The 12,022-nt window shown below is 55.9% G+C and carries 13 protein-coding genes; 11 read left to right on the top strand and 2 right to left on the bottom strand.

Annotated features, from left to right (window positions below; translation table 11 throughout):
* Positions 1-151: 151 nt before the first annotated feature.
* Complete coding sequence (hemF, locus tag FD737_RS21830) at positions 152-1,072, bottom strand: oxygen-dependent coproporphyrinogen oxidase (RefSeq protein WP_160834580.1); 921 nt, start codon at positions 1,070-1,072, stop codon at positions 152-154.
* Between the two features lie 47 nt (positions 1,073-1,119).
* The gene (amiA, locus tag FD737_RS21825) at positions 1,120-1,977 is read right to left on the bottom strand and encodes an N-acetylmuramoyl-L-alanine amidase AmiA (RefSeq protein ID WP_097118565.1); all 858 of its coding nucleotides are present in this window, start codon (positions 1,975-1,977) and stop codon (positions 1,120-1,122) included.
* Positions 1,978-2,187: 210 nt separating this feature from the next.
* On the opposite strand from amiA, the gene FD737_RS21820 reads away from it, so the two are divergent.
* From FD737_RS21820 to FD737_RS21770, 11 genes are all read left to right on the top strand, one after another.
* On the top strand, positions 2,188-2,613 hold the full coding sequence (locus tag FD737_RS21820; RefSeq protein ID WP_034825851.1) for a GNAT family acetyltransferase: 426 nt from the start codon (positions 2,188-2,190) through the stop codon (positions 2,611-2,613).
* A gap of 7 nt (positions 2,614-2,620) precedes the next feature.
* A complete protein-coding gene (locus tag FD737_RS21815; protein ID WP_155287996.1) occupies positions 2,621-3,079 on the top strand; it encodes a DUF2919 domain-containing protein in 459 nt (152 codons plus the stop codon).
* Positions 3,080-3,142: 63 nt separating this feature from the next.
* Positions 3,143-3,763: an RpoE-regulated lipoprotein gene (locus FD737_RS21810; RefSeq protein ID WP_160834579.1), complete on the top strand. Its 621-nt coding sequence runs from the start codon at positions 3,143-3,145 to the stop codon at positions 3,761-3,763.
* A 96-nt stretch (positions 3,764-3,859) separates the two neighbouring features.
* Complete coding sequence (locus FD737_RS21805; RefSeq protein WP_160834578.1) at positions 3,860-4,756, top strand: Dyp-type peroxidase; 897 nt, start codon at positions 3,860-3,862, stop codon at positions 4,754-4,756.
* Between the two features lie 194 nt (positions 4,757-4,950).
* Positions 4,951-5,967 (top strand): sulfate ABC transporter substrate-binding protein, encoded by a 1,017-nt coding sequence (locus tag FD737_RS21800; RefSeq protein WP_160834577.1) that lies wholly within the window; start codon positions 4,951-4,953, stop codon positions 5,965-5,967.
* Positions 5,967-6,800, top strand: coding sequence for a sulfate/thiosulfate ABC transporter permease CysT (cysT, locus tag FD737_RS21795; protein WP_034825859.1), 834 nt, complete (start codon positions 5,967-5,969; stop codon positions 6,798-6,800). Before FD737_RS21800 ends, cysT begins: the two co-directional genes overlap by 1 nt.
* Complete coding sequence (cysW, locus tag FD737_RS21790) at positions 6,800-7,672, top strand: sulfate/thiosulfate ABC transporter permease CysW (protein WP_160834576.1); 873 nt, start codon at positions 6,800-6,802, stop codon at positions 7,670-7,672. Before cysT ends, cysW begins: the two co-directional genes overlap by 1 nt.
* Positions 7,662-8,750: a sulfate/thiosulfate ABC transporter ATP-binding protein CysA gene (cysA, locus tag FD737_RS21785; RefSeq protein ID WP_160834575.1), complete on the top strand. Its 1,089-nt coding sequence runs from the start codon at positions 7,662-7,664 to the stop codon at positions 8,748-8,750. Before cysW ends, cysA begins: the two co-directional genes overlap by 11 nt.
* A gap of 72 nt (positions 8,751-8,822) precedes the next feature.
* On the top strand, positions 8,823-9,704 hold the full coding sequence (cysM, locus tag FD737_RS21780; protein WP_160834574.1) for a cysteine synthase CysM: 882 nt from the start codon (positions 8,823-8,825) through the stop codon (positions 9,702-9,704).
* 178 nt (positions 9,705-9,882) lie between these two features.
* Positions 9,883-10,563: a response regulator transcription factor gene (locus tag FD737_RS21775; protein ID WP_034825869.1), complete on the top strand. Its 681-nt coding sequence runs from the start codon at positions 9,883-9,885 to the stop codon at positions 10,561-10,563.
* Positions 10,560-11,921 (top strand): ATP-binding protein, encoded by a 1,362-nt coding sequence (locus tag FD737_RS21770; RefSeq protein ID WP_058959070.1) that lies wholly within the window; start codon positions 10,560-10,562, stop codon positions 11,919-11,921. The genes FD737_RS21775 and FD737_RS21770 overlap by 4 nt, the downstream gene beginning before the upstream one ends.
* Positions 11,922-12,022: the final 101 nt, after the last annotated feature.

Genomic DNA, 12,022 nt, shown 5'->3' with positions numbered 1-12,022 from the left:
CGGGGATCGACCATCCCTGGTCGGCCCCGAACTGATCCACGCATCCCTGCGTGGATCTCCTGGCCCAACGTAAAAGCCTCAGCGCTGCGGATAGCCCTTGCAGCAGCAGAGGGGCTAAGGCCATCAACATTTGTGCTTTCCTGCAAAAGAACTATTCACCCAATCCCAGCCAATCCTTCACCGGCAAGAAATCACTGTAGAGCGCTGCTTCCGGCGTGCCGGCTCCGGTTTGGTAATCATATTCCCAGCGCACCAGTGGCGGCATCGACATCAAAATCGATTCGGTGCGGCCGCCGGTTTGCAGGCCGAACAGCGTGCCGCGATCCCACACCAGGTTGAATTCAACATAGCGTCCACGACGATAGAGCTGGAACTGACGTTCGCGATCGCCCCATGGCAGCGCCTTGCGCTTCGCGACAATCGGTAAATAGGCATCCAGATAACCCTTGCCCACTGCCTGCATAAAATCGAAGCAGTGATCAAAGTCTGGCGTATTCAGGTCATCGTAAAACAGCCCGCCGATGCCGCGCTGCTCGTTGCGATGCTTGAGGTGGAAATAGTCATCACACCACTTCTTGTAGCGCGAGTAGACGTCCTCACCGAAGGGCTGGCACAGGTCAAACGCGGTTTGATGCCAGTGCAGTGCATCCTCCTCGAACCCATAATACGGCGTGAGATCGAAACCGCCGCCGAACCACCATACGGGATCGGCACCCGGCTTCTCGGCAATAAAGAAACGCACGTTGGCATGACTGGTGGGGATATACGGATTTTCCGGGTGGACCACGAGTGACACGCCCATCGCTTCAAAACTGCGGCCGGCCAGTTCAGGGCGATGTGCGGTGGCAGAGGCGGGCATCTGATCGCCGTGCACGTGTGAAAAATTCACGCCTGCCTGCTCAAACACCGCGCCGTTGCGTAATACGCGGCTGCGTCCGCCGCCGCCGCCTGGGCGCTGCCAGTCATCTTCGGCGAAGGTCGCTGTGCCATCGGCAGCGGCCAGCTGGGCGCAAATTTCATCCTGTAGCGTCAATAAAAACGCTTTGACGCGGGAAATATCGGGATTGCTCATGAGTCACTCGTTCCGGAAATTTGCCGCAATTCTATCACAGGACAGAGCTACGCCTGGCGACGATCGTACTCGTTGAAGTAATTGACGATACCGTCGGCAATCGCGCTGGCAATCTTCTGGCGAAAGGCAGTGGTACCCAGAAGTTGCTCCTCACGCGGGTTGGTAATAAAGGAAGTTTCGACCAGCACTGACGGAATTGAGGGCGACTTCAACACCGCAAACGCCGCCTGCTCGGTGTGCTGGCTGTGCAGATGATGTACTGGGCGAATTTGATCCAGTACGTGTTTGCCCAGCGTCAGACTATTGCGGATGGTGTCCGTTTGCACCAGATCGAACAGAATCTGGTTCAGGTAGTTATCTTTCTCCTGCACTGCCGCGCCACCGACTTTATCGGCATCGTTTTCGCGCTGCGACATGTAGCGCGCCATGGCGCTACTGGCACCGCGATTCGACAGGGCGAATACCGACGCGCCGTTGGCATCCGGGCTGGTGTAGCCGTCGGCGTGGATAGACATAAAAAGATTGGCGCCGTGCTGATGCGCGATCTCCACGCGTTGATACAGCGGGATAAAGTGATCGCTTTCTCGCGTCAGTCGCACTTCCACTTTAGGGTGATTTTGCAACAGCGTACGCACGGTGTTGGCGATTGCCAGTACGATATGTTTCTCTTCTGAACCTTCTTCGCCCACCGCGCCCGAATCAATGCCGCCGTGACCGGGATCGATCATCACGATGCGTTTACCGTTAGTGGCCGGCTTCGGCGGGGTGTGACCTTTGCTGACGCGCAAATCGGCGCTCTCTTCTTTTGCCATCACCGCGCGCGGTGACAGCACCGCCAGCGCCAGGCCAGAGAGAATCAACTGGCGGCGATTGGTCAGCCGCTTCAGCAGTGAAATTTTACTCATAATGGGGTCCCTGACAGAAAATCCTGCCCAGTGTTATATCGTAACAACTGCCTTGCGGCGACTTCACAACCATTTCAGCGCATTACTTTGTATTACACGTTACTAACAGCAATTTAGCCGTTTTTTTCCACCGTTGCGCGGCGGGAGGGTTGCGCCTGGCAAAGAATGCGTGATAATCAGCGAATTGTGCTTAATAGCAGGGTAACGCCGATGGAAATCCGCTCATTCCGCCAGGAAGATTTTGAAGAAGTGATCACGCTCTGGGAGCGTTGCGATCTGTTACGTCCGTGGAACGATCCGGAACTGGATATCGAACGTAAAATGAACCACGATCCGGAGCTTTTTCTGGTGGCGGAAGTCGGCGGTGAAGTGGTCGGCACGGTGATGGGCGGTTACGATGGCCATCGCGGATCGGTCTACTATCTGGCGGTGCATCCCGATTACCAGGGGCGCGGATTTGCTAATGCGCTGATGAATCGCCTGGAGAAGAAGTTAATCGCGCGCGGCTGTCCGAAAATCAATCTGATGGTGCGTGAAGAAAATGACCAGGTGCTCGCCTTCTACGAGAAACTCGATTACGAGCCTGTGGATTCGGTGTTGCTGGGTAAACGTTTAATCGAAGACCGCGAATATTAAGCCGCCGATGATGGGGCTGAAATATTTGCCAGATGAATACGATGCAAAAGGGCAGCTACGGCTGCCGTTTCTTTTCTGGCTGATTCTGTTATTGCAGGCGCGAACCTGGTTATTGCTGGTGATGGCGGGCGCATCTCGTCAGCAAGGCAATGATCTGCTGGCACTGTTCTATCCCGATCGTCAGAGCTTTTGGATTGGCCTGGCGCTGGGCATTCCGGCGGCGATGGGCTTGCTGCTGACCGGCTATCGTCAACGCTGGCCGCGCCTGTGGCAGACCTGGCGACATGTGCTGAGTGTGTCGTTGTTGATCAGCCTGCTATCGCAGGGCTACGGTCTTTGGCAAGGCGCTTTTCCTGATTCCCCGCTGCCGCTGTTGTTAACCCTGTTTGACCTGCTGGCGCTGGTCTGGCTGCAAACCCATCAGCGCCTGCGCGACTGTTTTCTGCCAGAACATCACATTGAATAAACTTTTTGCCGGTTTGTGACTCCAACAGGCACGCCAATCGGCACAAGAGATCAAGGAGCATTCATGAAAGTTGTTCGTCCCGCACTGCTGGTTAGCGCCATGATGCTGGCAGGTTGCGCCAGTTCAGGTTCCTCTACCGCCTCCAGCGCGAGCGAAAGCCATTGGTATAATCCGCTGAGTTATCACTGGTCGGCACTCAATCCAATGAACTGGTTTGGCGGCTCGCTAACCGTGACCGAACAAGGCGTGGCAGGCTTAAGCAGCACCACCTCGATGTCAGAAACGGCGATCGGTAAAGCGTTGAACAATGATTATCAGCTGCGTCAGGGCATGCGCACGCAGAATGGTCAGGTGGTTGATTTCTGGCAGGCGCTGGAAGATGGCAAAGTGAAACTGGTGATCAACGGCCAGAGCAGCGTTGAACGCGTTGAAGTAATGGATGCCGATGCAAAGAGTGCAGACGGCAGCAAGATTGGCGATCTGTTCAGTGCAAAATTCAGCAAAGCCTTCGACAACTGCAAACTCACTACCGGATTAGATGCGCGCGATGTTGAATGTCGCGCACCGGGCAGTCAGCACATCTCTTATGTCTACAGCGGCGAAGGGCATGGACCAGAGGGATTGATGCCGGCTGACGACACCTTGAAAAGCTGGAAAATCAGCAAAATCGTCTGGCAGCGCTAAGCAAAAAATAATTGCGTTAACGCACAATCACTGTGTGGCTTTCCGGTATGATATGGGCGAAAAATCGTCCTAACTTTCATGCCGGAGAGCAGTGCAATGTCTCAATTCCAGAGCGGGATCCTGTTGGAACACCGCCGTTTCGCCATTTGGCTAGAAGCTCGTATTACGGGCGATCTCGATACTGTCCGCCAGGGGAGCAAAACCTTCCTGCAACAACTCGATGCGCTGCAACAGAAATTCGCCGATGCCGGATTGGGCGCAGTGATCGCCTTTGGTGATGCGCTGTGGCGCGATCTGCAAGGCGCGGATTCAGCGCCAGAATTGAAAGCCTTTTCGCCATTGGGCAAAGGCATTGCACCCGCCACGCAACGCGACCTGCTGATCCATATCCAATCTCTGCGTCATGACGTGAATTTCTCGCTGGCACAGGCGGCATTAGCGGCCTTTGCTGACGCCGTGAATATTGAAGAAGAGACCCACGGCTTCCGCTGGGTGGAAGAGCGCGATCTTTCCGGCTTTGTTGATGGCACGGAAAACCCGCAAGGCGAGGCGCGTCAGCAGGTGGCAATTATCGCTGAAGGCCCGGATGCCGGTGGCAGCTATGTATTCACTCAGCGCTGGGAGCACAATCTCAAACTGTGGAATCGTATGGCAGTGGAAAAGCAGGAAGCGATTATTGGCCGCACCAAAGTGGATAATGAAGAGTTGCCGGGCGATCAACGTCCCACCACCTCGCATCTCAGCCGCGTTGATTTGAAAGAAGAGGGCAAAGGGCTGAAGATTCTGCGCCAGAGCCTGCCGTATGGTTCGGCCAGCGGCACTCATGGCCTGTATTTCATCTCGTACTGCAACCGCTTGTATAACATCGAGCAGCAACTGCTGAGCATGTTCGGCGAGCGTGACGGCAAAATGGATGCGATGCTGCGCTTCACTAAGCCGGTAACGGGCAGCTACTTCTTTGCGCCTGCGCTGGATGCCCTGCAAGCGCTGTAATACGCCAGTGAGCGGCCTTGCGTGCCGCTCACCACGAATCCCGTCTGTTGCATAATCTCTCCCGCCGTCTTATGCCTTTTTAGACTTTGAAATCCCCAAACGATATATAAAACCGTTACTGGTTTGCCCTGAGTTATAAATACACTGACAGCATCTAATGGCATTGGCGATTTCGCCGACGAGCAGGGTGCAGCATGACACTTCCGATTGCGAAAAAATGGATGAGCGGAATCGCCTTGTCACTGGCGTTAGCCGGTGCAGCGCAGGCAACAGAGTTGTTGAACAGCTCTTATGATGTCTCGCGCGAGCTGTTTGTTGCCCTGAATGCGCCATTTGAACAACAGTGGAATGCTGCGCACCCCACTGACAAGCTGACGATTAAACAATCGCATGCCGGGTCATCAAAACAAGCGCTGGCTATCTTGCAGGGCCTGCGCGCGGACGTGGTGACTTACAACCAGGTGACGGATGTGCAGGTGCTGCATGATAAAGGCAACCTGATTCCAGCCGACTGGCAAACTCGTCTGCCGAACAACAGCTCACCGTTTTACTCCACCATGGCGTTTCTGGTACGCAAAGGGAACCCTAAGCAGATCCATGATTGGTCGGATCTGGCACGAGACAACGTGAAGCTGGTATTCCCGAATCCAAAAACCTCCGGTAATGGCCGTTATACCTATCTGGCCGCCTGGGGCGCAGCCGACCAGGCGGATGGTAAAGACAAAGCCAAAACCGAAGCCTTTATGACGAAATTCCTGAAAAACGTCGAGGTGTTTGATACCGGCGGCCGTGGCGCGACGACCACCTTCGCCGAACGCGGTTTAGGGGATGTGCTGATCAGCTTCGAATCGGAAGTGAACAACATCCGCAATCAGTACGGCAAAGATGACTACGAAGTCATCGTGCCTAAGACCAATATTCTGGCGGAGTTTCCGGTGGCGTGGGTCGACAAAAACGTTGAGCACAACGGCACCGCTGTCGCGGCCAAAGCCTATCTGAATTTCCTCTATTCCCCTGAGGCGCAGAAAATCATTACCGGTTTCTATTATCGCGTGAACAATCCACAGCTGATGGCGGAACAGAAAGACCGCTTCCCGCAGACCGCGCTGTTTAATGTGCAGGATGCCTTTGGTGGCTGGGATAACGTGATGAAAACCCATTTTGCCAGCGGCGGTGAGCTGGATAAATTACTGGCAGCGGGGCGCGGTTGATGTTTGCTTTAGCGCAAAAGCGCGTGCTGCCAGGGTTCGGTCTCAGCCTCGGCACCAGCCTGCTGTTTACCTGCCTGATCCTGCTGTTGCCGATCAGCGCACTGCTGATGCAACTGTCCAACATGACACTGGCACAATATTGGGATGTGGTCACCAATCCGCAGCTGATTGCGGCGTATAAAGTCACGCTGTTGTCAGCGGGCGTGGCGTCCATCTTCAATGCGTTCTTTGGCATGTTAATGGCATGGATTCTGACCCGTTACCGCTTCCCCGGCCGCGCGTTGCTGGATGGCTTAATGGATCTGCCGTTTGCATTGCCTACCGCCGTTGCCGGTCTGACGCTGGCGGGGTTGTTCTCGGTGAGTGGTTGGTATGGGCAATGGCTGGCTCATTTCGATATTAAAGTCTCTTACACCTGGCTGGGCATTGCGGTGGCGATGGCCTTCACCAGCATCCCGTTTGTGGTGCGCACCGTGCAACCAGTGCTGGAAGAGTTAGGCCCGGAATATGAAGAAGCAGCGGAAACCCTCGGAGCGACTCCGTGGCAGAGTTTCCGCCGTGTGGTGCTGCCGGAAGTGGCGCCCGCGCTGTTAGCCGGCACGGCGTTATCCTTCACGCGCAGCCTGGGTGAGTTTGGTGCAGTTATCTTTATTGCGGGTAACATCGCGTGGAAAACCGAAGTCACCTCGCTGATGATTTTTGTCCGCCTGCAAGAGTTTGATTATCCGGCGGCCAGTGCTATCGCCTCGGTCATCATGGCCGCTTCGCTGCTGTTGCTGTTCGCCATTAACACCTTGCAGAGCCGCTTTGGCCGTCGCTTAGGAGGCCACTAATGGCGGAGATTTCGCAGATTAATCACGCTGAGCGTCAGCCGGTGAACTGGGGTAAATGGCTGCTGATTGGCGTGGGTGCACTGGTCTCTTTCCTGTTGCTGGTGGTCCCGATGATCTCGATCTTCTGGGAGGCACTGAGCCAGGGGATCGTCGCCTCGCTCTCTAATTTAAAAGATGGTGACATGCTGCACGCCATCTGGCTGACGATTCTGGTGGCGCTGATTACCGTGCCGGTCAATCTGGTGTTCGGTACGCTGCTGGCATGGCTGGTAACGCGCTTTACTTTCCCTGGCCGCCAACTGCTGCTGACGCTGTTTGATATTCCTTTTGCCGTGTCACCGGTGGTGGCGGGGCTGATGTATCTGCTGTTCTGGGGCATCAACGGCCCGGCGGGTGGTTGGCTGGATGCGCACAACATCCAGATTATGTTTGCCTGGCCGGGCATGGTGCTGGCCACTGTCTTCGTGACCTGTCCGTTTGTGGTGCGCGAACTGGTGCCGGTGATGTTGAGCCAGGGCAGCAATGAAGATGAAGCCGCGGTGCTGTTAGGCGCATCGGGCTGGCAGATGTTCCGCCGCGTGACGTTACCAAACATTCGCTGGGCGCTGATGTACGGCGTGGTGCTTACCAATGCCCGTGCCATTGGCGAGTTTGGTGCGGTCTCGGTGGTCTCGGGATCGATTCGCGGTGAGACCTATACCTTACCGCTTCAGGTTGAATTACTGCATCAGGATTACAACACGGTTGGCGCCTTTACCGCGGCTGCGTTGTTAACCCTGATGGCCATTTTGACGCTGTTTCTGAAAAGCGTGGTGCAGTGGCGATTAGAGCATCAGCAGAAGCGCCAACAGGAGGAAAATCATGAGCATTGAGATTAAACACATTAACAAAGCGTTCGGCCGTACGCCGGTGCTAAACGATATCTCTCTGGATATTCCTACCGGCAAAATGGTGGCGCTGCTGGGGCCGTCGGGCTCGGGCAAAACCACGCTGCTGCGCATCATCGCGGGTCTGGAGCATCAGAACAGCGGGCAGATTCATTTCCACGGTAAAGATGTCAGCCGCATTCACGCGCGCGATCGTCAGGTCGGCTTCGTGTTCCAGCACTATGCGCTGTTCCGCCATATGACCGTGTTCGATAACATCGCCTTTGGTTTAACCGTGTTGCCACGCCGTGAGCGCCCATCTGCCGCTGAAATCAAACAGCGTGTAACACGCCTGCTGGAAATGGTGCAGCTGGCGCATCTCGCTAATCGTTTCCCGGCGCAGCTTTCGGGTGGACAGAAGCAGCGCGTGGCATTGGCGCGTGCGCTGGCAGTGGAACCGCAGATCTTGCTGCTGGATGAACCTTTCGGCGCGCTGGATGCGCAGGTGCGTAAAGAGCTGCGTCGCTGGCTGCGTCAGTTGCATGAAGAGTTGAAATTTACCAGCGTGTTCGTCACCCATGACCAGGAAGAGGCGATGGAAGTCGCTGATAGCGTGGTGGTGATGAGCCAGGGCAATATCGAACAGGTCGGCACGCCGGATGAAGTGTGGCAGGAACCGGCCACCCGCTTTGTGCTGGAGTTCCTCGGCGAAGTGAATCGCTTCGACGGTGAGGTACACGGTTCACAGTTCCATGTGGGGGCGCATCGCTGGCCGCTGGGCTATACGCCCGCGCATCAGGGCGAAGTTGAGCTGTTCCTGCGTCCGTGGGAAGTCGATATCTCACGTCAGAGCAGCCTCGAAACCCCGTTGCCGGTGCAAGTGCTGGAGATCAGTCCACGTGGTCACTTCTGGCAATTAGTGGTGCAGCCAAGCGGCTGGCAGGGTGAGGTCTTCTCCGTGGTCTATGACGGCGATCACACCGCTCCGATTCGCGGCGAACGCCTGTTTGTTGGCCTGCAGCAGGCACGACTGTACAACGGCATGACGCCGCTGCGTCCGGTTGCCTTTGCCGAAAGCGCCTGATATTTTTGACACTCCTTCGGGCGGGATTTTCCCGCCCGATTTATTTGCCTCTCTTCTGTCTGGAATCAAACCGTGACCACACTGGAAAATACCATCGGTAATACACCGTTGATCAGGCTGCAACGCCTGACGCCCGATAACGGCAGTGAAATCTGGTTAAAGCTGGAAGGCAATAATCCGGCCGGTTCGGTAAAAGATCGTGCTGCCTGGTCGATGATTCATCAGGCGGAACAGCGCGGTGACATTCAACCCGGCGATACGCTGATTGAAGCCACCAGTGGGAATACCGGTATCGCACTGGCGATGATCGCGGCGATGAAAGGCTATAGGTTACGCCTGCTGATGCCGGATAACATGAGCCAGGAGCGGCAGGACGCGATGCGTGCCTACGGCGCGGAATTGATTTTGGTGACGCGCGAACAGGGCATGGAAGGCGCACGCGATTTAGCGCAAGAGATGGCCGATCGCGGTGAGGGCCGGGTGTTGGATCAGTTCAATAATCCCGACAATCCCCTCGGCCACTATCTCACCACCGGCCCGGAAATCTGGCAGCAGACGCAGGGCCGCATGACCCATTTTGTCTCCAGTATGGGCACCACGGGCACCATCACCGGCGTTGGACGCTATCTGAAAGAGTTTGCACCCGCCGTGAAAGTCATTGGTTTACAGCCGCAGGAGGGCAGCAGCATTCCGGGCATTCGTCGCTGGCCTGAAGCTTATCTGCCGGGGATTTTCCGTCCTGAGTTAGTGGATGAGGTCATCGATATGGCGCAGCTGGAAGCCGAAAAAACCATGCGTGCGCTAGCGCAACGTGAAGGGATTTTCTGCGGCGTGAGTTCTGGTGGCGCGGTGGCCGGTGCGCTGCGCATCGCTAATGCCCATCCCGGCAGCGTCGTGGTGGCGATAGTTTGCGATCGCGGTGACCGCTATCTCTCCACCGGCGTGTTCCACTGATCTTCTCTTCCCCGCATTTTATCTGGCCTGCGCGTGCTGTTGTGGTGCGACCGGGCCATTTTTGTCTATAGTCTCCCTGATAATCCTCTGGTGTTGGCACTGTAAGGATCGAGTAAAATCGGCTGCGCTCATTGCCAACTCAGGCCAAAATAGCGGCAATTTTGTACGAGAGATAAAGATGAAAATTCTGCTTGTTGATGACGATGTAGAACTTGGCACCATGCTGAGCCAGTACCTGATTGCGGAAGGCTTTGAAACGCAACTGGTTTTAACCGGAACCGCCGGGATTGAAGGGGCGCTGTCGGGCAACTATACCGCGATGATTCTCGACATTATGCTGCCGGATATGAGCGGTATTGATGTGCTGCGTCAGGTGCGCCAGAACAGCCGTTTGCCGGTGATCATGTTGACGGCGAAAGGCGACAATATCGATCGCGTTATCGGCCTGGAAATGGGTGCGGATGATTATGTACCAAAGCCATGCTACCCGCGTGAGCTGGTGGCGCGTCTGCGTGCCGTACTGCGTCGTTTCGAAGATCAGGCACCGGTTCAGGACAAAAAAGAACTGCTGCGCTGGGGTGAGCTGAGCCTGAATCCGGCCACGCGCATCACCGAATGGCAGGGCAAAGCCTTTGATCTGACCGCCTCGGAGTTCAACCTGCTGGATCTGCTGCTGCGTGCGCCCGATCGCGTGGTTTCGAAGGACGAATTGTCAGAAAAAGGGCTCGGTCGTCCGCGTGAAGCTTACGATCGCAGCGTGGATGTGCACATCAGCAATATCCGCCAGAAGCTGGCCGCGCTCACCGCCGACAGCATCAACATTGAAACTGTGCGCAGTATTGGTTATCGCATTCGATGAAACACAGCTACCGCGGCCGCATGTTCTGGAAGATCTTGCTGGGCTTCTGGATTGTCTTTGTCATCATCAGCCAGCTGCTGTGGCTTGGTTTTACGCTTTCCGGTAATCGTCACGAGCCACCCGAAATTGTGGCTATCCGTCGTATTGTGAATTTACAGATGGCGTCCGCGGTTTCTGTATTGGAGCGCGGCGGACCGAGTTCACTGGATGACATGATGGCCGATTGGGAACCCAACGACCGCCAGTTCTTCTCGGTCATTCAGCATGAAAAACCTGCCGCTACGCCCGGCAATGCGCCGCCGGAAACCTTCAGTGAACCCTTCCATGGTCCGTTCCCGGATATCATCGTCCGTTGGGTGAAAGGGCAGGATGGCAAAGAGTACGAGCTGCGTTACGACGTTAAAGGATTGCGCGAGGATAGTTCGATGGGTGGCGGTGGCCCGCGACGTATCCTCAACATCCCAGAGCCGATGTTCACCTTTGCCGGGGCGCTAGGATTACTGTTCAGCTTATTACTGGCCTGGAACCTGACGCGCCCAATGCGCCAGCTGCGTGAAGGCTTTGCCCGCGTATCCAGCGGCGATTTGTCGGTGCGACTCTATCCGGTCATGCGTCGTCGTCATGATGAACTCTCCAGCGTGGCGCAAGACTTTGATGCCATGGTGGAGCGCCTGGATACGCTGGTGAAGGCGCGTGAGGAATTACTGCACGACATCTCCCACGAACTGCGTTCACCGCTGGCGCGCCTGCAACTGGCAACCGGTCTGGCGCGGCAAACGCCGGAATCAGTGGAATCCTCTCTGAACCGCATCGATGAAGAAGCGCGTCGTCTCGACAAGATGATTGGCGAATTGCTGACGCTATCGCGTGCGGAACATGAAAGTATGCCGGGTGAGCAGTATTTCGATCTCACTGGCCTGCTGCACGCGGTGGTCACGGACGTGCGCTATGAGGCACAGATTCCGGGCGTAAAAGTCGACTTTCAGGTCGATGAGAACGCCGACTACACCGTGCACGGCAATGCCGAGTTGATTCGCCGTGGTGTAGAGAACGTCCTGCGTAATGCGTTGCGCTTCTCGCACAAAGGCCAGCATATCAGCGTGAGGCTACAGGCGGAGAATCAATGGCTGGCGATTCGCGTGCGCGATCAGGGCCCGGGCGTTGACGACGAAAAGCTTTCCAGCATCTTCGATCCCTTCGTACGCGTTAATTCGCCACTGATGGGCAAAGGATACGGCTTAGGGCTCTCCATCGTGCGTAAGGTGATTCTGGCGCACCACGGTGAGGTACAGGCGGTCAATCGCCCTGAGGGTGGCTTAGAGCTAACGTTACGACTGCCACGCTGGAAGCAAGACTGAAGGTTTAAGCGCTCACAATCTAACCTTGTGCTTGTGAATCCCTAGCAGCGCGCCCATGCAGTCCGGTTAGCACAGGCAAGCGCGCAATGCATTGCGACTCA

Source organism: Pantoea sp. Seng (assembly GCF_009829935.1).
Lineage (GTDB): Bacteria > Pseudomonadota > Gammaproteobacteria > Enterobacterales > Enterobacteriaceae > Pantoea > Pantoea communis.
Note: the sequence above shows the minus strand (reverse complement) of the source record. Positions and strands in the feature narration are given on the sequence as shown.

Bases quoted from the DNA above. Each gene is read 5' to 3' on its own strand.
- hemF (WP_160834580.1), bottom strand. From the start codon at position 1,072: ATGAGCAATCCCGATATTTCCCGCGTCAAAGCGTTTTTATTGACGCTA.
- amiA (WP_097118565.1), bottom strand. From the start codon at position 1,977: ATGAGTAAAATTTCACTGCTGAAGCGGCTGACCAATCGCCGCCAGTTG.
- FD737_RS21820 (WP_034825851.1), top strand. From the start codon at position 2,188: ATGGAAATCCGCTCATTCCGCCAGGAAGATTTTGAAGAAGTGATCACG.
- FD737_RS21815 (WP_155287996.1), top strand. From the start codon at position 2,621: ATGATGGGGCTGAAATATTTGCCAGATGAATACGATGCAAAAGGGCAG.
- FD737_RS21810 (WP_160834579.1), top strand. From the start codon at position 3,143: ATGAAAGTTGTTCGTCCCGCACTGCTGGTTAGCGCCATGATGCTGGCA.
- FD737_RS21805 (WP_160834578.1), top strand. From the start codon at position 3,860: ATGTCTCAATTCCAGAGCGGGATCCTGTTGGAACACCGCCGTTTCGCC.
- FD737_RS21800 (WP_160834577.1), top strand. From the start codon at position 4,951: ATGACACTTCCGATTGCGAAAAAATGGATGAGCGGAATCGCCTTGTCA.
- cysT (WP_034825859.1), top strand. From the start codon at position 5,967: ATGTTTGCTTTAGCGCAAAAGCGCGTGCTGCCAGGGTTCGGTCTCAGC.
- cysW (WP_160834576.1), top strand. From the start codon at position 6,800: ATGGCGGAGATTTCGCAGATTAATCACGCTGAGCGTCAGCCGGTGAAC.
- cysA (WP_160834575.1), top strand. From the start codon at position 7,662: ATGAGCATTGAGATTAAACACATTAACAAAGCGTTCGGCCGTACGCCG.
- FD737_RS21775 (WP_034825869.1), top strand. From the start codon at position 9,883: ATGAAAATTCTGCTTGTTGATGACGATGTAGAACTTGGCACCATGCTG.
- FD737_RS21770 (WP_058959070.1), top strand. From the start codon at position 10,560: ATGAAACACAGCTACCGCGGCCGCATGTTCTGGAAGATCTTGCTGGGC.